16 protein-coding genes are annotated in these 18,327 nt (G+C 68.9%); 6 read left to right on the forward strand and 10 right to left on the reverse strand.

The genetic code is table 11. From position 1 onward, the window contains the following. Positions 1-18: 18 nt before the first annotated feature. Complete coding sequence (locus KME78_RS26615; protein ID WP_308127144.1) at positions 19-891, reverse strand: SAM-dependent methyltransferase; 873 nt, start codon at positions 889-891, stop codon at positions 19-21. 124 nt (positions 892-1,015) lie between these two features. On the opposite strand from KME78_RS26615, the gene KME78_RS26620 reads away from it, so the two are divergent. Beyond that, a complete protein-coding gene (locus KME78_RS26620; RefSeq protein WP_219532082.1) occupies positions 1,016-1,885 on the forward strand; it encodes an intradiol ring-cleavage dioxygenase in 870 nt (289 codons plus the stop codon). A 2-nt stretch (positions 1,886-1,887) separates the two neighbouring features. Here the strand turns inward: KME78_RS26620 and KME78_RS26625 are convergent, their stop codons facing one another. Beyond that, positions 1,888-2,397: a type II toxin-antitoxin system prevent-host-death family antitoxin gene (locus tag KME78_RS26625; RefSeq protein WP_219532083.1), complete on the reverse strand. Its 510-nt coding sequence runs from the start codon at positions 2,395-2,397 to the stop codon at positions 1,888-1,890. Between the two features lie 97 nt (positions 2,398-2,494). On the opposite strand from KME78_RS26625, the gene KME78_RS26630 reads away from it, so the two are divergent. After that, entirely contained in the window at positions 2,495-3,211 is a 717-nt protein-coding gene (locus KME78_RS26630; protein ID WP_219532084.1) for a phytanoyl-CoA dioxygenase family protein, read from the forward strand. Between the two features lie 6 nt (positions 3,212-3,217). Here KME78_RS26630 and KME78_RS26635 read toward each other — a convergent pair whose 3' ends face one another. Next, complete coding sequence (locus KME78_RS26635) at positions 3,218-3,736, reverse strand: P-loop NTPase family protein (protein WP_219532085.1); 519 nt, start codon at positions 3,734-3,736, stop codon at positions 3,218-3,220. A gap of 44 nt (positions 3,737-3,780) precedes the next feature. After that, the gene (locus KME78_RS26640) at positions 3,781-5,163 is read right to left on the reverse strand and encodes an amidase (protein ID WP_219532086.1); all 1,383 of its coding nucleotides are present in this window, start codon (positions 5,161-5,163) and stop codon (positions 3,781-3,783) included. 149 nt (positions 5,164-5,312) lie between these two features. Between KME78_RS26640 and KME78_RS26645 the strand changes: the two genes are divergently transcribed. After that, entirely contained in the window at positions 5,313-5,558 is a 246-nt protein-coding gene (locus tag KME78_RS26645) for a hypothetical protein (RefSeq protein WP_219532087.1), read from the forward strand. A 52-nt stretch (positions 5,559-5,610) separates the two neighbouring features. On the opposite strand, the gene KME78_RS26650 is transcribed toward KME78_RS26645, so the two are convergent. The 6 genes from KME78_RS26650 to KME78_RS26675 form a co-directional block, all read right to left on the reverse strand. Further along, the gene (locus KME78_RS26650; RefSeq protein WP_219532088.1) at positions 5,611-5,799 is read right to left on the reverse strand and encodes a DUF4236 domain-containing protein; all 189 of its coding nucleotides are present in this window, start codon (positions 5,797-5,799) and stop codon (positions 5,611-5,613) included. A 65-nt stretch (positions 5,800-5,864) separates the two neighbouring features. Then, a complete protein-coding gene (locus KME78_RS67320; protein WP_219532089.1) occupies positions 5,865-9,872 on the reverse strand; it encodes an Ig-like domain-containing protein in 4,008 nt (1,335 codons plus the stop codon). Between the two features lie 20 nt (positions 9,873-9,892). Continuing rightward, positions 9,893-11,917 carry a glycoside hydrolase family 127 protein gene (locus tag KME78_RS26660; protein ID WP_219532090.1) on the reverse strand — a complete coding sequence of 675 codons (2,025 nt, stop codon included), beginning with the start codon at positions 11,915-11,917 and terminating at the stop codon, positions 9,893-9,895. After that, complete coding sequence (locus KME78_RS26665) at positions 11,910-12,674, reverse strand: carbohydrate ABC transporter permease (protein WP_219532091.1); 765 nt, start codon at positions 12,672-12,674, stop codon at positions 11,910-11,912. Before KME78_RS26665 ends, KME78_RS26660 begins: the two co-directional genes overlap by 8 nt. Continuing rightward, entirely contained in the window at positions 12,671-13,585 is a 915-nt protein-coding gene (locus tag KME78_RS26670; RefSeq protein WP_219532092.1) for a carbohydrate ABC transporter permease, read from the reverse strand. The genes KME78_RS26665 and KME78_RS26670 overlap by 4 nt, the downstream gene beginning before the upstream one ends. Continuing rightward, complete coding sequence (locus KME78_RS26675) at positions 13,582-14,847, reverse strand: ABC transporter substrate-binding protein (protein ID WP_219532093.1); 1,266 nt, start codon at positions 14,845-14,847, stop codon at positions 13,582-13,584. Before KME78_RS26675 ends, KME78_RS26670 begins: the two co-directional genes overlap by 4 nt. A 124-nt stretch (positions 14,848-14,971) precedes the next feature. On the opposite strand from KME78_RS26675, the gene KME78_RS26680 reads away from it, so the two are divergent. The 3 genes from KME78_RS26680 (at position 14,972) to KME78_RS26690 (ending at position 18,324) form a co-directional block, all read left to right on the forward strand. After that, positions 14,972-15,976 carry a LacI family DNA-binding transcriptional regulator gene (locus tag KME78_RS26680; RefSeq protein ID WP_219532094.1) on the forward strand — a complete coding sequence of 335 codons (1,005 nt, stop codon included), beginning with the start codon at positions 14,972-14,974 and terminating at the stop codon, positions 15,974-15,976. 313 nt (positions 15,977-16,289) lie between these two features. After that, a complete protein-coding gene (locus KME78_RS26685; RefSeq protein WP_219532304.1) occupies positions 16,290-17,273 on the forward strand; it encodes a LacI family DNA-binding transcriptional regulator in 984 nt (327 codons plus the stop codon). Positions 17,274-17,343: 70 nt separating this feature from the next. Beyond that, positions 17,344-18,324, forward strand: a complete 981-nt coding sequence (locus KME78_RS26690) for an ABC transporter substrate-binding protein (protein WP_219532095.1) — start codon at positions 17,344-17,346, stop codon at positions 18,322-18,324. Positions 18,325-18,327: the final 3 nt, after the last annotated feature.

Genomic DNA, 18,327 nt, shown 5'->3' on the forward strand with positions numbered 1-18,327 from the left:
GAGCAGGGCACGATCGCTTCAGGCCTGGGGTTTCTGGGCGACTCCGGCCAGGACCCAGGCCCGCTTCTCCTCCTGCTTGGAGACCGAAATGTCGGAGCGCCACTGGCGCACGTAGACGAAGCCGGGCTCGACGAGGTCCAGTCCGTCGAAGAAGCGCACCGCCTGGTCGCGGTTGCGCGGACCGCCCTTGGGCCGGTTGAGCGCCTCCCGGAAGACGTCGGCGATCTGCTCGGCTATCTCGGGGCGGCCGTCGAAGACGGCGTGGGTGAGGCAGAGGAAGCTGCCGGGCGCCAGTCGCTCGCACAGCCGGGCCACGTTCTCGAACGGACCGTTCTCGTCGGGAATGTATTGGAGCGAGCCAATGATCAGGACGCCGACGGGCTCGTCGAAGTCGATCAGCTGTCCCAGGGCGGGATCGTCCAGCATGGCGTCGGGGTGGAGGATGTCGCCTTCGATCGCTCCGGTTCGCTCGTTGGTGGCGAGCAGCGCCCGCGCGTGGTTGAGCGCGACCGGGTCGTCGGCGACGTAGACGACGTGGGCGCCGGGGTCCAGCGACTGGGCCACCTCGTGGACGTTCTGCCTGGTGGGGAGCCCGGAGCCGACGTGGATGAACTGCCGGACGCCCTGTTCGACGAGGTAGCGCACGACGCGTTCCCGGAAGTCCTGGACGTACTCGCCCATCTCCTTGGCGTCCGGGATCAACGCCAGCACCTTCGCGGCGGCCTCGCGGTCGGCGGCGAAGTTGTCCTTGCCGCCCAGGAAGTAGTCGTTCATCCGGGCAACGCTGGGAACACCGGCCGACACACCTGGCCTTCGGGGTGCGTCACTCATTCGTCGCCTCCTCGTTCCCCACGCGGTTATGAGGACAGTAGCAACCCCATGACCTTCCATGGAGCCTTGTCCTATTTTGTACGGGCTGTGGCTCATGAAAAGTTCATCTGCCGCAAATGGGGTGCCAAGGCATGGATCGTACGTTTGCCTCGTCAGCAAGGACACTCTTCTGGAAGGCAGCCACGTGGGACACGATCATGAGGGTCAGCGGGTCAGCCGGCGGCGGTTGATCGCCGGTGTCAGTTCGCTCGGGCTCGGTAGCCTGCTCGCCGCCTGCGGCCAGGACGCGCCGGCGGTGACCACCTCCACCGGGGCGACCGTGTCTCCGACGGCCACGACGACGACCACGGCCAAGGACGCCACCGCCCTGTTCGCCGAGGCCAACACGTGCACGTTGACCGCCACCACCACGCAGGGCCCCTACTACTTCGACGCGGACAAGGTCCGCAGCGACATCCGCGAGGACCGGAAGGGCACGCGGCTGCGCCTGATGCTCAAGGTCCAGGACAGCGAGAGCTGCAAGCCGCTGGGCAACGCCGTGGTGGAGATCTGGCACTGCGACGCGGCCGGGCTCTACTCCGGAGCCGAGTCGCTGTCGACCGGGGGCGGCGGCCGGCCCAGCGGCAATCCGCCGACCGGCGCCCCGCCGAGCGGTAACCCGCCCACGGGCGCCCCGACGGGCGAGACCACTGCGAACGACCTGACCCCGACCGACGACAAGCGCTACCTACGCGGGGCTCAGGTCACCAACAGCGATGGGATCGTGGAGTTCACCACCATCTGGCCGGGGTGGTATCGGGGGCGGACGGTGCACATCCACGCGATGGTGCACTTCAGCAACGCGCGCGTGCTCACGACCCAGGTGATGTTCGACGAGGCGCTCAACACCAAGGTCTTCACGGAGTCGCCGTACGCGGCGCACACCGGCCGGGACACCTTCAACGACGGCGACAACATCTACAAGGACAGCATGCTGCTGAAGGTCACCGAGGAGGACGACGGCTACCTGGGGGTGATCGTCTTCTCGGCCGACTCCGACAAGGACGGTAAGTGATCTCAGGCCAGTGGGCGCAGGCGTCGCAGGGCTTCGTTGACGCTGTTGCCCTGGCCGCTGGCTATCGGTTTGCCGTCGGGCTCGTGGGCGACCGCGGAGTAGACCGATTGCGTCAGGTGGGTCAGCAGGATGGTGTGGCCGTCGCGGAGCAGGTCCTCCGGCGCCGGACGAGATCTGTCGACCAGGTGGCGGGCGCCGACCAGGGCGGCCACGGGGGTGCGGTGGCGGGTGAGGATCACGGGGCCGCTGTCGTACGGCTGGGCGGCCTGCCGTACGAGGTCGCCGAGCTTGCGGCGGACCGTTGACAGCGCCAGGGTGGGCAGACCGGTCAGCGGCCCGGACACCTCGGAGATCGGGATCAGGGCGGCCCACTCCCAGCGTTCGCGGGTGATCGGCGTGGTCTCGCCGTCCTGGGCGGCGCGCACCAGCCGGCCCCATTGGGCGCGAGCCTCCTCAACGCCGAGGGGGGTGCCGAGCCGGGCGACGAGCTCGGTGTACGAAGTGTCGGACATCCGGGAAATGTAAGGCACCTTACCGAAATAATGCAAGCCGCCTTACAAAACGTCGCACACGCGAAAACCGGTTGCGGCCCTGCATACCTTGATCGGTATGGAGGAACTGGTGGAGTCGTTCGTACGGGACGGCTTCGTGAAGCTGACGATCGGCACGCGCGAGCAGGGAGAGGCGGCGCAGGAGCTGCTGTGGCAGCAGATCGGCCTGTCGCCCGGCGATCCCGAGGGCTGGCGCGAGCCGGTGGTGTGGGCCGCGGACATGACCGGGCACGGGCCGTTCGGTGAGCTGGTCAGGTCGCCGGTGCTGGCGGCCGGGTTGGACGCGGTGTGCGGGAAGGGCGGCTGGCAGCCGCGTGGTTCGGCGGGCAACATCCCGATCCGGTTCCCGCACCTGCCGCCGGCCGACGACCGCGGCTGGCACCTCGACCTCAACCTGCCGCGGCCCGACGGCACCTGGGGGGTGTCCGTCCGCGCGCACAACCTCCTGGTGCTGATGCTGTTCTCGGAGGTCGGTGAGCTGGACGCGCCGACCCGGATCAGGGTGGGATCGCATCGTGACAGCCTCGGGGCGCTGGGCGAGCAGGTGCACGACCACGTCAGCGCGGGCGCGCTGGTGGACGCGGCCAGCCGGGACCGGCCGGTGGCACTGGCGACCGGCTCGCCGGGAGACGCCTATCTGGTGCATCCGCTGACCGTGCACGCCGCGCACGAGCACCTCGGTGAGCGGCCCAGGTTCATGGCGCAGATGCCGTTCATGCTGGCGCCGCCGTTGGACCCGGCCGCGGACACGCCGTTGGCCAGAGCCCTCCGCTGAGACCTGTCACTGACTCCGCAGCCAGTCGGCGGCTTCCTCCGGAGTACCGAAGCGAATCACCTGCAAAGGGGCGAAGCGCGGATCGCGGACGCGCCGCTGGATGTCCGCCCGCCGCACCCCGTGCTGTGACCACGCCCACCAGGCGGGGTGATCGCGGCGGAACCAGTCGGTCAGGGTCTCGCGGTTCCCGCCGAAGATCCGCTCACGCAGGAGGGTCCTGCGGAGCGATCGTCTGAGGACCCGGGGCATGATGACCCGCCGGGGATAGTCCAGCCAGACCACGGTGTCGGCATGCTCCCAGAGCAGGTCACGGACCTCGGGATAGCCGTAGGAGTCGAAGATCCAGGCCGGTGACGAGGCGATCCGCGCGACCTGCGTGACGAACTCGTCGTTCACCGCCCAGCCGGGGCCGGCGAAGTGCAGGGCGTCCATCTCGTGGTACGGCACCGCGAATCGGCTGCTCAGGGTCCGTGCCATGGTGGACTTGCCGGCCCCGGTGATGCCGACCACGAGGATGCGCCGCATAGATCGCACGATGCTAGCTCGACCGGCCGGTCCGCGACGACCGATTATCGGGGGTCGATCGGCGTCAGGCGCGGGGTTCCGGCCTCGATGACGGCGGCCGCGTCCAGGCACAGGTCCTCGCGGAAGCGCGGCCCGATGATCTGTACGCCCTGCGGCAGCCCGTCCGCCTGACCGGTGGGCACGGCGACCGACGGCAGCCCCAGCAGGTTGGCCACCACGCTCATGCGCAGAGCCGCCGGCCACCCGGCCACCCACCCGGGATCGAGGTCGGCGCCGACCGGGAACGCGGGGAGCGTGCAGATCGGCGCCAGCACCAGCGGGGTCGAGGCCGTCCAGTCGTCCCACGCCCGCGCGATGGCGGCGCGTTCCATCATCGGGTCGAAGGCCGCCCGGCCGGCCGCTCGCGTCCAGGGCTCCTCGAACGCGGTCCAGAACCGGACGAACCCCTCGGAGGCGATCGTCTCGACGGGCGGCTGCTCCTCGTGGACGCGGCCGTACGAGGACATGATCTGGGTGTAGATCTCGGCGGCTCGGTCCAGGGCCGGTGGCAGGCTCTCCGCCACCTGGTAGCCGGCGTCGGCGAGGAGCTTGGCCGCCTGCCGTACGGCGGCGGTGACCTGGGGGTCGGCGTCGAGCCCGGTGACCGCGGCCACGCCCAGCGGCGCCGCCGGGGCGGGGCCCCGCAGGGGCGCCGGGGCGTACCAGGGGTCGCCGGGCGCGTGGCCGCACATGTGGTCGAAGGCCAGACGCAGGTCGGCCACCCGCCGTGCGATCGGACCGTGCACCGCCAGCAGCTGGAACCCGAACGGCGACGCCTGTCCGCCGTGGGCGACCCGGCCCAGCGACGGCTTCAGCGCGGCGACGCCGCAGCACTGGGCGGGCCAGCGCAGCGAGCCCGCGCCGTCGTTGCCGATGCCGAGCGGGGCCTGACCGGTCGCCACCGCGACCGCGTCACCGCCGCTGGAGCCGCCCGGCGTGTGGCCGGCCGACCAGGGGTTACGGGTCGCGCCGCGCAGGGCGTTGTCGGTGTGCCAGCGCATGCCGAACTCCGGCAGGTTCGTCCGCCCGATCGGGATCGCGCCCGCCGCGCGCAGCTGGGCGACGTGCGGGGCGTCGCGCGGTGCGACGGCGTCACGGAGGGCGACGATGCCGAGTGTCGTCGCCGAGCCGGCCACGTCGACGTTCTCTTTGACCGTCATGGGGACACCGCAGAGCGGGCCCGGCGCCGCGCCGTCCCGCAGCGCGCGGTCGGCCGCGTCCGCGGCTTCCAGCGCCTGCTCGTCCAGCACCACGGTGATGGCGTTGACGTGCGGGTTCGCCTCGGCGATCCGGCTCAGGTGCGCCTGGACCACCTCACGGCTCGACACCTCCCGGGCGCCGACCAGCCGTGCCAGCTCTCCGGCGGGCAGTTCCCATAGTTCAGCCACAAGGTTCTCCTCGGGGTAGCGGTGCCGAGGAATCTAAGGGGATTTACGAGAAAGAGGCAGTCTTGTGTTTTCGAGGCGCTTCAGCCGCCAAGGTCGGGAAATAGGGTGTTTTGCCTGCTCATGGGGTCTCTCCTGGCAAGGTGAAATTCATGCACTCCTCGGGGGAGGAACGCTGGGTTGAAGCGCTCCAACAGCATGCGGCCCACCTGGCCTTCGCGGACTGGCAAGCCGGTCCCGACGACTGGACGAGCCTCTACACCAATTTCGACGAGGAGGATGCGCCGATAACGGAGGTGGCCGTCTATCGGGGACACGAGCGCATCCATTTCCGCCGTTACACCGGCAGTGAGCTCACCCAGTTCTGGACGCGGCTGGTCAACGCCGTCTCGGAGTGAGCCCAAGCGCAAGGGCCGGAGGCGATCGCCTCCGGCCCTCGCGAATATCCGGCTAGCTACGTCGGCTTGTCGTCTTGCGCCAGTGAAAACCGCCGGGCAGGTTGACGGACACCGTACGGCGGCCGTCCGCCGTGCGGGTGACCCGGAACAACCGGTTGCCCCAGCTGTGCCCGACGCCGCCGCGTGACAGGTTCAGCCGGAACGGCCCCAGCTTGATTGACTTTCGGTAGCTCCAGCCCATCGAGTTCCCTCCATGAGATAGCGAGGGCCCCCAGCTACCCGAAAAATGGTGAAATATTTACCGGATCACTCCACTGTCACCGTCGCCTTCGCGAGAACCGTGGTCCCCGCCACCTGCCCGGTCACCTCGAACGTCCCGGGGGAGCCGTACGAGCCGGGATCGATCGCCGCCCACGTGACCGCGACCGAGCTGTCCTTGGAGCCGTCGTTGTACGTGGCCACGACGGTCGCGGGCAGTGACGGCGCGGTGCCCGCCCGGGTCCGTACCGCCTCCTCGGAGATCGAGGTGATGGTCACCGCCGGACTCGTCCTGACGTACACCGTAGCCTCGACGGGCGACCGCAGGCCCTCGGCGAGCCCGGCGACCTTGAAGCTGGTGCCACCGGTCTTGACCTGGTCGGCGGTCACCTGCTGCCACGTCACCGCCGCCTGGCCCCCGCCGCCGTCGGCGTACAGCGTCTCGACCGTGGCGGGAAGCCGCGGCAGCGTGCCCGCCACCGTGGGGACGTGCACGGGCCGCACCGAGTCCGGCGGCACCGCGTACGCCTTCCACTCCAGCACTCCGACGGACGCCTGCCCGGAGACCAGCTCGACACGGAGCTTGGTGGTCTTCACCGTGTCGAACGAGACCGTGTTGTAGGCGTCGACCGCGGCCGGGTAGGAAGCGGCGCCGGTCACGTCCTCGAACGAGTCGCCGTCCCACGCCTGGATCTTCCACGACGCCGGGACGCGGACGCCGCCGTCGTCGTCGAAGAAGTACACCTCCGCCTTGTTCACCCGCACCGGCGACGGCCAGTCGAGCTGCACCCACTGCGTGCCCTGCTGCGGCCAGGTGCCCCAGCGCGGGTTGGCGCCGTCGTTGGAGCGCGGCGGGTCGATGCCGTCGTTGATCGCCGTCACCTTCTCCCACGGTGAGGTGTAGGAGGCGGTCGGCGTCGCCTGCGGCGCCACGTTCACCTGCGCGCCGATCTCGCCCACCGTGACCGCGACGGTGCCGGACGCCGACTTCGCGCCGTCGGCGGCGGTCAGCCGCAGGTGGTACGTGCCCGCTTCGCTGAACGCCGCGGTCGTGGCCGGGCTCGTCTGATCGGTGAAGATCGCCTCCCCGGGCCCGTCGACGACGCTCCACCGCATGCTGAGCGTCCCCGACGGCAGCCCGTCGTCCTTGACGACCGCGTCCAGCTTGGCCTGCCCGGGCCGGTTGAAGGTGGCATCCGGTACGGCCAGCACGTACGGAGCCCGGTTGCCCGTGGACGGCGGCGCCGAGCCGGTCGAGTACGCCTGCACCTCCTTCAAGCCCGTCGAGTAGCCGGGCCGGTGGGTGACCAGCACGCGCAGCTTCTGAGTGACGATGGACCTGAAGCGAACGTCGTTGAGGTTGGCCCGTGGATAGACCGGCTCCTTGGCCTGCCCGGGAACGTCCTTCCAGGTGGAGCCGTCGAGGTACTGCACCGAGTACAGGGCGGGCTCGCTGTAGCCGCCGGCCTTGCGGTCGTTGTAGAAGTACAGCCGCAGCAGGTCGACGGGCCGGGCCAAGCCCAGGTCCACCTCCAGCCAGTCCCGCGCCTGGCCGGACCCCTTGCTGCCCCAGTATGGCTCGTTGATCGTGAACCCGTCGACCGCGCCCGCCGGGTCACCGTGCGAGGCGGTGGCGGACTTGACCAGGTTCGGGCGGACGGAGTGGAGATCGACCCCGGCCTTCTGGAACAGGTCCTCGACCCGGTCGCCCGACAGCTTCACCTCGGCCGGCGCCTTCATCGACCGGGCCGCCTCGGAGTGCACCACCGTGCCGCCCTCAACCGTGCCAGTGGCCGGGTCCCAGACGGCGTGCGCGAGCCCGGACAGCGTGACCTTGCGCTTGCCGTCGACGATGATCGAGTAGCCCTCGGGCACGCCCGCGTAGTGCGTGGCGCCGTCGCCGGGCTTGTCCCAGACGATGCTCAGGTCGCTGCCGCGGTAGTTGATGCCGTTGACGGTGAAGTGGTCCCAGCCGATGTCGACCGGCCACAGCTCCACCTTGCCGTCGGAGCGCGGGCGCAGCCCCATGACGTCCTCGATGACCGTCCAGTTGCTGCTGCCGAGGATCGTGTGGTGGATCCACGAGCGGTAGTCGATGGACTTGGTGGCCGGGTTCCAGTCCGCCCAGAACTCGTTGGCGTCCGGGTAGCGGGTGTCGCCGCCGACGTACTGCGACCAGGCGTTCCAGTACAGCAACTGCTTGTACTGCGCGGCGGTGATGTACGGCGAGGTGTATTCGCGCAGCGCCTTGGAGAACAGCGAGAAGTTCCGGGTCGAGTTGATCTGCGAGAAGTTGTTCGACCCCGGATGGCCCTGCGCGGCGGCCTCCGCTTTGTCCTTCTGGTTAGCCGTGTAGGCCGGGAAAATCGGATATTCCGCAGGGTCGGCCCATAGGCGGAGCGCTTCCCGATATTTCGGGTCGTCCGTCGGGACCAGGCCGGTCGCGTAGGGGATGTAGTTGTTGGATTCCTTCCACGGGATCAGGTTGCCGGTCTGCAGGTCGCGGTGTTTGAACAGTTTGTTCTGGTCGTCCCAGAGCAGGGTGAGGATGCCGTTCTTCACCTTGTCGGCCACGCCGCGCAGCTCGGTGGCCTTCGCCGAGTCGCCGATCAGCGTGTACGCCTGCGCCGCCGCCATCGCGTTGGCGTAGACGTAGGCGCCTTCGAGCCGCTCGTTCGCCCGGTTGTAGTAGTGGAACGACACCGCGTCGGCGTCGTTGCCGGTCATCGCCTCCCAGTCGTACTCGATGACCCCGTTCTTGTTGGAGTCGTAGGCGTTGAGCTGCCCGTAGACGTCCTTCTCCGCGTAGCGGGCGAGGTTGCGCAGGATCGCGGGCTGCCCGCCGTGGAGCTGGTAGCTCTCCAGCGCCGAAGCCGAGATGTACTGGGTGTAGCTGTTCGACCAGTTCTCCGGATCACCTGGGTTATCCGTATATTTCGAGTTACGCGATACTTCCCCGGCTGAGATCCAGGGGCCGTACGAGTAGATCGGATCCCGCAGGTACTTCAGGTCCTGCAGGAACATCGGCACGGTCAGCACGATCGCGTTGTTGTAGCCGAGCGCCCCCTCCACCGACGTTGGGAACTGGAAGTCGTTCCCGGGGATGTCGGCGTCGAGGAAGTTGAACCTCATCAACCACCAGCGGTAGTAGACGAACTTCTTGATGTTCTCGTCCGGCACGTCGATGTACGGCAGGTTCTCCGCCCACCAGGCGTTGTAGTCCTGCAACTGCCGTAGCAGCGCCTTCTCCGGCGAACGCCCCTTGTAGCCGTCGTACTCCGGCCGCGATCCGGCCAGTTCCTCGGTGACGAAGCCCATCTGCACCTTGGTCCGCACGGTCTTGCCAGGTTCGACGGCGAACGTCCCCTTCAGCGCGCCGTCCGCGACCTTCAGGCCGTCACCGCTGAGCCGGGGGAAGATCGTGGTCAGCCGGTTCTTGGCCGCCACCACGCCGGTCAGCTCGCGGTCGCCGTCCGCGGTCTTCGTGTACGGCGACGTCACCGTGACCGGTACGTCCACCTTCGCGGTGCCCGTGTTGGTGACTGCCAGCGTGGTGACCGCCACGTTCTCGTGCGTGATGAACTTCTTGACGGTCACGGCCAGCCCGCCGCCCGCGTACTGGCCGGTCCAGTGGCTGGGCATCTGCAACCGCTTGCTCACGTCCTCCTTGAGATCCGTGCCGAGCGACACGGTGTAGGCGCCGCGGTTGTCGATGCTCTCCCAGTACGCCACGCTGCCGCCGAAGCCGATGACCGAGGGGTCGTGCTCCTTCATGAACAGCGCCCGGCCACGCGACATCAGCCACGTCCCCGCCGGGTCGTCGCCGGGGCGGGCCAGCATGCGGTCGATCCAGTACGAGTCGCCGCCCTTCTCCTTCTTGTAGATCTCCGCCATCATCTTGCGCGGCTCGTAGCGGACGGGCTCGGCCGGGACGGGGTCGGAGCCGGTGAACACCGGCATGCCGAGATCGTCCTGGACGGCCGTGGCCGGGGAAGCGGCGCCGAGCAGGCTGCCCGCCACGGCTAACGCGACCAGGCCCGGCAGGGTTCTGCGCACAGGGTCCTCCATTGGGGGTGTTACTCGGCGACGGGCAGCCAGACGCGCATGGTGGCGGGGCCGCGGTTGCCCCACCGGTGGTACGGCACCAGCCGCAGCACGGTGTCCACGCCCTCCACCGAATCGGGCTCCGGCCCGTACGGCCAGCCATTGGCATCGGGAGCGCCGAGCACAACGGCGACCTCGACCTCGACGACGGGATCGCCCTCGGGCCCAGCCGACCCGCTGGGCGTGTCCGCGACGGGATCCGTAGGTGCGGCGGGCGCGCCCGCGACGGGAACGGGCGCGCCCGCCTCGGCGGCACCGGCCGCCTCCGGCGCGGGGACGGCTGCGGGCGCCCCGGCCGGAGAGTCGGCCAGGTGGCCGGTGAGGTGGTCGGTGGGCTGGTCGGGCAGGTGGTCGGTGGGCGGGGACGAGACGCGGGCGGCCACGTCGGCGAGCGGGGGCTCGTCGGCGACGGACTCGGCGCAGTAGACGAGCGGCCCACGCTCCACCGCGACGCTCCCGCGCAGCGCGTCCACACGCCGGTCGGGGAAGGTCCACCGAGGCGCCATGGGCAGTTCGAGGCGGATCTCGTCACCGGGCTGCCAGTCACCCTCGACGACGGCGTACCCGGGCTCGACCTCACGAACACCTGACATATGCGAAATATCAGACGAAGCTGGCGTGGCCGGCCCGTACGAGAGCCTGGCGCCCTTCGCCCAGGCGGGGACGCGTAGCGAGATCTGCCCGCTGCCCCCCGACAGCACCCGCACCGAGACCCCGCCCGACCACGGATACCCGGTCTCCACCCGCAACGCGAGCGGCCCGTGCGTGATCTCGCCGGGCGTGAAGTGGTGGATCTGCACCCCGCCCGCGTCGGAGGTCGCCACATAGGCCGCCAGCGAGGCGAGCGTGCGGGCGATGTTGTGCGGGCAGCACGACACGTCGAACCACGGCGACCGCAGTCCGCCCTCGGCGGCGTGGTTGACCCCGTCCAGCGGCTCGGCGGGCACCCGCACGCGCAGCGGGTTGGCGTAGAAGAACGTCCGTCCGTCCAGCGCCACCCCGGTGGCCAGCACGTTGTACAGGGTCCGCTCGGCCAGGTCGGCGTAGCGGGCGTCGCCGGTGGCCAGCAGCAGCCGGTGCGCCAGCATGATCGACCCGATGCCCGCGCAGGTCTCGGAGTAGGCGCGGTCCGGCGGCAGCTCGTAGTCCTCGCCGTAGGACTCGTCGGAGTGCCGCGAGCCCATGCCGCCCGTCAGGTGGGTGCGCCTGGCGACCGCGCGCTCCCACTGCGCCTCGACGGCCTTGAGCAGCTCCACGTCGCCGGTCTCCACGGCCACGTCCACGACGCCGCCGGCCAGGTAGAGCGCCCGTACGGCGTGCCCGCGCAACGACCGCGCCTGCCGTACCGGGACGTCGTCCTGGAAGTAGGCGCGGCCGAACGGGATGTCGCCCAGCGCGGGCAGGCCGCGGCGTTCGACGAAGCGGCGGGCCATCTCCAGGTAGCGTTCGGTGCCGGTGGCCCGGTACAGCTCGACCAGCGCCATCTCCACCACCGGGTGGCCGCAGGTCTCCGAGGTGTCCATGAAACGGCGGCAGATGTGGTCCGCCGCCCGCCGGACCACCTCGGTCAGCCGGTCCTCGCCGTGCATGCGGAGCCTGGCGACCCCGGCCTGGATGAGGTGGCCGTAGCAGTACAGCTCGTGGCCCCACTCGAAGTCGCTGTAGCGGTTGCCGGTCCAGCGGGTGTTGAGGTAGCCGTCGCCCTCCTGGGCCCTGGCCACGGTCTCGGCCAGCTCGGGCAGCGCGGGGTGGTCGGCCCACGCCATCGCCTCCAGCAGCTTGTACGTCTCCGAGTCGCTGAACTCCCTGCCCTTGCGGGGGAGACGGCCGCGGAAGTTGCCGATCCAGCCTTCGCGTTCCTCCCATTCCAGGCAGTGGGCGATGGTGACGTCCCGGTTGAGCGCGATGCGGTCGCCCCAGAAGCCGGGCGCCGGGCGTACCGCGTCCAGGCCGAGGGGGGACAGCACGCCCGATGAAGGCAGGACTGGATTAGCCACGCAGAGCTCCCGACATGAATCCGCGCACGTAGTGGCGCTGCAGAATGACGAACAGGATGAGGCATGGCAGGGCCATGACCATGACGCCGGCCTGGAGCATGCCGTAGTCGATGGCGCCGAACGTGCCCTGGGTCATGCTGACCACGGCCACCGGCAGGGTGAACGACGAGCCGTCGTTGAGCAGGATGAGTGGCGCGAAGAAGTCGTTCCACGAGGCGAGGAAGGCGAACAGGCCGACCGTGACCAGGGCCGGCCGTACGGCGTGCAGCAGGATCCGGGAGAAGGCCCGGAAGGTGCCGCAGCCGTCGACCAGCGCCGCCTCCTCCAGCTCGCGCGGGATCGCCTCGAACGCGTTGCGCATCATGAACAGCGCGAACGGCAACTGGAACATCACGAACACCAGCGACAGCCCCAGCAGTGAGTTCTGCAGGCCGAGGTAGCCGAGCAGCACGTAGAGCGGGATGAGGATCGTCGCGTAGGGCACCATGAGGATCGCCAGCGTGGCCAGGAACAGCAGGTTCTTGCCGGGGAAGTCGAACCGGGCGAACGCGTAGCCGCCGAGCGCGGAGACGATCAGCGTCCCGGAGACGGTCATCGACGACACCAGCACACTGTTGGTGGCGTAGGTGCCGACGCCCTCGCCGAACTGGGCCATCTTCAGGTAGTTGGACGGCTCCTCCAGCGAGGCCCAGCCGCTCCACAGCAGCGGGAACAGGAACAGGATGGCCAGCGCCGTGACAGTGGGGTAGTACCTCACTTGAGCCTCCGCATCAGCAAGGTGTTGAACCCGACCAGGGCGACCAGTAGCACGACGGACAGCGCCGCCGCCCCGCCGAGGTCGAAGCGGAAGAACGCGTCGCGGTAGACGACCATGACCATCGAGACCGTGCTGTTGTCCGGGCCGCCGTTGGTGAAGATGAAGAACTGGTCGAAGGCCAGCAGCGAGCCCGTGATGCTGAGGATCAGCATCAGCGCCAGCGTCGGGCGGAGCAGCGGCAGCGTGATCTTGGTGAAGATCTGCCAGCGGTTCGCGCCGTCGCTCTTGGCCGCCTCGTACACCTCGACGGGGATCGACTGCAGGCCGGTCAGCAGGATGAGCATGTTGAACCCGGCGAAGCGCCACAGCACGAGCGCGATCGTGGAGAACAACGCCATGTTGGGCGTGCCGATCCACTTCACCGGCTCGTGAGTGATCCCCAACGTCTGGAGCAGCGGGTCGATCGGGCCGAAGTCGTTGTTCAGCATGCCGTAGAACAGCAGCGCGGCGGCGGCGAAGCCGACGGCTCCGGGCAGGAAGAACGCGGTCCGGAAGAAGGCGACGCCGGGGCGCCGCTCCTGCACCAGCAGGGCGAGGCCGAGCGCGACCGCCGAGAGCAGGACGGTGGTGATGGCGGTGTACTTCAGCGTGAAGAGCACCGCGTCGAAGAACAGCGGGTTGTTCGGGATCTTGGTGTAGTTGTCGGGGGCGTTGAACACGGCCTGGCCCAGCAGCGGCCACCGGTTCAGCGACATCCAGACGACCAGCACCAGCGGCGCGATGAACAGGGTCCCCACGATGACGGCGGTCGGCGCGGCGTACAGCCAGCCCTGGGCCTGTCTTCCCCGCCATCGGGCGGACGGCACGGTATGTGCCGCCCGCCGTTTGGGCTTGCCGAGGGTCAATGTCATTGCTGAAGGGATTTCGTGATCTCTGCGTTCAGCTGGGGGATCTTCGACGCGTCGCCGAACACTGCTTCACGAGCCAGCCGCAGCCAGGGTCCCTGTGGGTCGTTGAACGTCTGGCCGAAGCGCAGCGCGAACGGCGTCTGCCCCTTGGCGACCAGCGAGTTGATCAGGACCACCCGCGGGTCCGCCGCCGAGTACTTGTTGCTGGACAGGTCGGTACGCGCGAGCACGTCCTTGTTCTTCGCCATGACCTCGACCTGCGCCTCGTCGGACACGGTCCAGGACAGGAACTCCCAGGCCGCGTCGGCGTTCTTGGAGGTCGAGGAGATGCCGATCGAGTCGCCGCCGACGAAGGTCGACTCGCCGCCGTCGGGACCGGCGATGGGCGTGACGCCGATCTTCATGTCCGCGGGCATCGTGCCGAGCGTGGTCGACGGCATGGGCATGACGCCGATCTCGCCCTTGGGGAAGAAGCCGGTCCAGGTCGGGCCCTGCTCCTCCTTGGCCGTCGGGCCGGTGACCTTCTTCTCGTACAGGTCGCGGTAGGTCTTGAACACCTCGGTCATCGCGGGCTGGTCGTTGAGCGAGGTGGTGCCCTCGGGGTTCATGACCTGGCCGCCGGCCGCCCAGACCGAGGGCCAGAAGGTGAAGACGTAGCAGCCGCCGCAGTTGCCTCCGAAGAACGTGCCGTGGACCTTGCCGTCCTTGCCCAGCTTCTGCTGGATCGTGGTGGCCTGCTGGGCGAACTCCTTCAGGGTCTTGGGCCCCTTCTCCGGGTCGAGCCCGGCCTTGGCGTACAGGTCCTTGTTCCAGAACCAGACCGACAGGTCCAGCGTGTGCGGGAGGGTGTAGAACTTGCCGTCCAGTGTGCCGAGCTTCATGTGGGAGGGCGCGAGACTGTCCTTGTACGGCAGGGCGCCGACCTTGTCGGTGATGTCCATGAACAGGCCCTGCGAGGTGTAGTTCGGGACGAAGATCACGTCGGCCGCGAACACGTCCGGCAGCTGTTTCGCCCCCGCCGCCGCCGCGATGCGCGGCTGGTAGTTGTCCGTCGGGATGACGGTGAGCTTCACTTGGTTCTTGTGATTGCTGTTGTAGGCCTTCACCAGCCGCTCGCTCTGGGCCTGCGTCGCCGCGCGGGTCCACATGGTGATCGTGACCGGGCCTGCCGCCGGTGGCTGTTTCTCGCTCCCACCGCTGCCGCAGGCGGCGGCTGTGAGCGCTAACAATCCGAGGAAGGCGATCCCAGCCAGCCGTAGTCTCATGGTTGTCTCCTTCGGGACCCCCGTGAACTGAAAGGTTTTCGGAAACGTAGAAGAAACATCCGGGCCTGTCAATGGGTGTTAGGGTTTGATCCAGATATCGGTTACTGAAAAGGGTTTCGAAAATATGGCGGGTAGGCGCGCGACCATCAACGACGTGGCCTCCCTGGCCGGGGTGTCGATCGCCACGGCCTCCAAGGCGCTCAACGGACGGCAGGACGTGCGGGCCTCGACCCGGCAGCGGGTGCTCGCCGCGGCGGAGGAGCTCGCCTTCCAGCCGAACGCGCTGGCCAGGGGGCTGCTGTCCGGGCAGACGCGCACGGTCGGGCTGCTCACCTCCGACAGCGCGGGCCGGTTCGGCATACCGGTGCTGCTCGGGGCGGAGGACGCGTTCGGCGCCGGGGAGATGGCGGTGCTGCTCTGCGACGCCCGCGGCGACGCCATCAGGGAGCAGCACCACCTGCGCGCGCTGCTGTCGCGCCGCGTCGACGGGCTGATCGTGGTGGGCGAGAGCACCAACCCGCGCTCCTCCGTCAGCAGGGACCTGCCGGTCCCCGTGGTGTACGCCTACGGGCCGTCCGACGATCCCGAGGACGTGTCGTTCGTGCCGGACGACGTGGGCGGGGCGGCGATGGCCGTACAGCATCTGGTGGCGCTGGGCCGGCGCAGGATCGCGCACGTCACCGGGCCCGCCCACTACAAGGCGGCGCGCGACCGCGTCGAGGGGGTCGAGCAGGCGCTGGCCGAGGCCGGCCTCACGCAGGCGGGGGAGACGCTCTGGGGGGCGTGGTCGCAGCGGTGGGGGCGGCACGCGGCGGAGATGCTGCTGATGTCACAGCCGGAGATCGACGCGGTGTTCTGCGGCAGCGACCAGATCGCGGCCGGGTTCGTCGAGGGCGCCCGCGAGCGAGGGCGGCGGGTGCCCGACGACATCGCGGTGATCGGCTACGACAACTGGGAGGTGCTGTCCACCGAGACGCGCCCGGCCCTGACGACCGTGGACATGAACCTGGAGCTCCTCGGCAGGACGGCCGCCCAGCACCTGTTCGCGGCCATCGACGGGCGGGCGACACCGGGCGTCCACCGCATGCCCTGCCAGTTGGTGATCCGAGACTCCACGTCGTCGTCGTGAACGTGCCCGGGCGGGAAGGGCAGGTCCCCGCCCGGGCACGGGTCTCATGAAGGGCCCCTGAGCAGCGCGGATAAGGCTGTTCGCGGCATGGCCGGGGGCTCCTCGGTTATGTTAGCGTTAACATTTCGGGTGAGTATCCACAAGCAGGATGGTCGCCAAGGTAAGAGGAGCGCGCCGCGACGTCAAGAGACCTCGTGTGACGCGACCGTAATAGAACGACCTCTTGACGAGACCTGTTGTTAACGTTCACAGTCATGCCAAGCCAGGAAGGGAGCACGCAGTGGGATCGACCCAGGGGCGTAGACCGCCGGTCATGGCCGACGTGGCCAAAGAGGCCGGCGTATCGCACCAGACGGTCTCACGCGTGCTCAACGAGCATCCCAACGTGCGCAGCGAGACCCGCGCGAGGGTGCAGGAGGCGATCGACAAGCTCGGCTACCGCCGTAATCTCGTCGCTCGCGCTCTGGTCACCAAGCACTCCAGGACGCTCGGCGTCGTCAGCTTCGACACCACGCTGTACGGCCCGGCCAGCACGGTCTACGGCATCGAGCAGGCGGCCCGGGCGGCCGGCTACTTCGTCAGCATCGTCAGCCTCAAGTCCATCGACAAGCTCGGCGTCAACGACGCCCTCGACTACCTGACGGACCAGGGCGTCGACGGCATCGTCGTGGTCGCGCCGCAGCGGTCGGCCGCCCAGGCGCTGGCCGAGCTCCCGTTCGGGGTGCCCACGGTCGCCGTCGAGGGCGGCGAGGCCGGCGAGGCCTCGGTCGTCTGCGTCGACCAGGTCGAGGGGGGCAGGCTGGCCACCGAGCACCTGCTCTCCCTGGGACACGAGACGGTCTGGCAGATCCGCGGCCCCTCCGACTGGCTGGAGGCCGAGGGACGCGTGGCCGGGTGGCGGGCCGCGCTGGAGCAGGCGGGCCGCCCGGCCCCGGAGCCGCTCGCTGGAGACTGGAGCCCGCGCTCGGGATACGAGGCGGGGCGCAGTCTGGCGAGCATGAAGGACGTCACAGCGGTGTTCGTCGCCAACGATCAGATGGCGCTGGGCGTGCTGCGGGCGTTCACCGAGCAGGGGGTGAGAGTGCCCGATCAGGTGAGCGTCGTCGGTTTCGACGACATCCCCGAGTCGGAGTTCTTCTCGCCGCCGCTCACCACCATCAGGCAGGACTTCGGCGCGGTGGGCAGGCACAGCATCGAGGTGCTCCTTCGGCAGATCGAGGGCCAAGGGTCCCATGAGCGCGAACGCCTCGTGGTCCCGCCCTCGCTCGTTTCCCGGGCCAGTACGGCCCGGCGGTAGCCCGTACACGAATGACAGGGCGGCGCTGGCACGAGTTCGATGTTAGCGCTCACACCAGAAGGGACCCCACGTGTTGAAGAGGATCTCGGCGTTGATGCTCGCCGGCCTCACCGCCTTGGCGGTGGCCGGTTGCGGAAGTAGTAGCGGCGGCGGTGGCGCGTCGGCCGGCGATGGCACGATCACTATGGGCTTCTCGCAGGTCGGCGCGGAGAGTGGCTGGCGCACCGCGAACACCAAGTCCGTGCAGGACTCGGCCAAGACCGCGGGCATCACCCTGAAGTTCTCCGACGCCCAGCAGAAGCAGGAGAACCAGATCAAGGCGATCCGCTCCTACATCCAGCAGAAGGTGGACGTCATCGCCTTCTCGCCGGTGGTGGAGTCGGGCTGGGACACGGTGCTCAAGGAGGCCAAGAACGCGAAGATCCCGGTGATCCTCACCGACCGGGCCGTGGACTCCAAGGACACCTCGCTCTACAAGACCTTCCTCGGCTCGGACTTCGTGGAGGAGGGCAAGAAGGCCGGCAAGTGGCTGGTGGATGAGTACAAGGACAGCAAGGACCCGGTGAACATCGTCGAGCTGCAGGGCACCACCGGCTCGGCCCCCGCCAACGACCGCAAGGCGGGCTTCCAGGAGGAGATCAAAGCCGATCCCAAGTTCAAGATCGTCGCTTCGCAGACCGGCGACTTCACCAGGGCCAAGGGCAAGGAGGTCATGGAGGCCTTCCTGAAGTCCACTCCGGACATCGACGTCCTTTTCGCGCACAATGACGACATGGGGCTGGGTGCGATCGAGGCCATCGAGGGCGCGGGCAAGGTGCCCGGCAAGGACATCAAGATCATCACGATCGACGCCGTCAAGGACGGCATGCAGGCGCTCTCCGACGGAAAGATCAACTACATCGTCGAGTGCTCCCCGCTGCTTGGCCCGCAGCTGATGGACCTGGCCAAGAAGGTCGTCAAGAACGAGACCGTACCGACCCGGGTGGTCACCGAGGAGACGGTGTTCAACCAGGAGCAGGCCAAGGCCGCGCTGCCCAACCGCCAGTACTGACCG

The organism is Nonomuraea guangzhouensis (assembly GCF_019396345.1).
Lineage (GTDB): Bacteria > Actinomycetota > Actinomycetes > Streptosporangiales > Streptosporangiaceae > Nonomuraea > Nonomuraea guangzhouensis.

What these genes read in the sequence shown, in the direction of transcription:
- KME78_RS26615 (WP_308127144.1), bottom strand. Translation starts at nt 891, where the DNA reads ATGGAAGGTCATGGGGTTGCTACTGTCCTCATAACCGCGTGGGGAACG.
- KME78_RS26625 (WP_219532083.1), bottom strand. Translation starts at nt 2,397, where the DNA reads ATGTCCGACACTTCGTACACCGAGCTCGTCGCCCGGCTCGGCACCCCC.
- KME78_RS26630 (WP_219532084.1), top strand. Translation starts at nt 2,495, where the DNA reads ATGGAGGAACTGGTGGAGTCGTTCGTACGGGACGGCTTCGTGAAGCTG.
- KME78_RS26635 (WP_219532085.1), bottom strand. Translation starts at nt 3,736, where the DNA reads ATGCGGCGCATCCTCGTGGTCGGCATCACCGGGGCCGGCAAGTCCACC.
- KME78_RS26645 (WP_219532087.1), top strand. Translation starts at nt 5,313, where the DNA reads ATGCACTCCTCGGGGGAGGAACGCTGGGTTGAAGCGCTCCAACAGCAT.
- KME78_RS26650 (WP_219532088.1), bottom strand. Translation starts at nt 5,799, where the DNA reads ATGGGCTGGAGCTACCGAAAGTCAATCAAGCTGGGGCCGTTCCGGCTG.
- KME78_RS26670 (WP_219532092.1), bottom strand. Translation starts at nt 13,585, where the DNA reads ATGACATTGACCCTCGGCAAGCCCAAACGGCGGGCGGCACATACCGTG.
- KME78_RS26675 (WP_219532093.1), bottom strand. Translation starts at nt 14,847, where the DNA reads ATGAGACTACGGCTGGCTGGGATCGCCTTCCTCGGATTGTTAGCGCTC.
- KME78_RS26680 (WP_219532094.1), top strand. Translation starts at nt 14,972, where the DNA reads ATGGCGGGTAGGCGCGCGACCATCAACGACGTGGCCTCCCTGGCCGGG.
- KME78_RS26685 (WP_219532304.1), top strand. Translation starts at nt 16,290, where the DNA reads ATGGCCGACGTGGCCAAAGAGGCCGGCGTATCGCACCAGACGGTCTCA.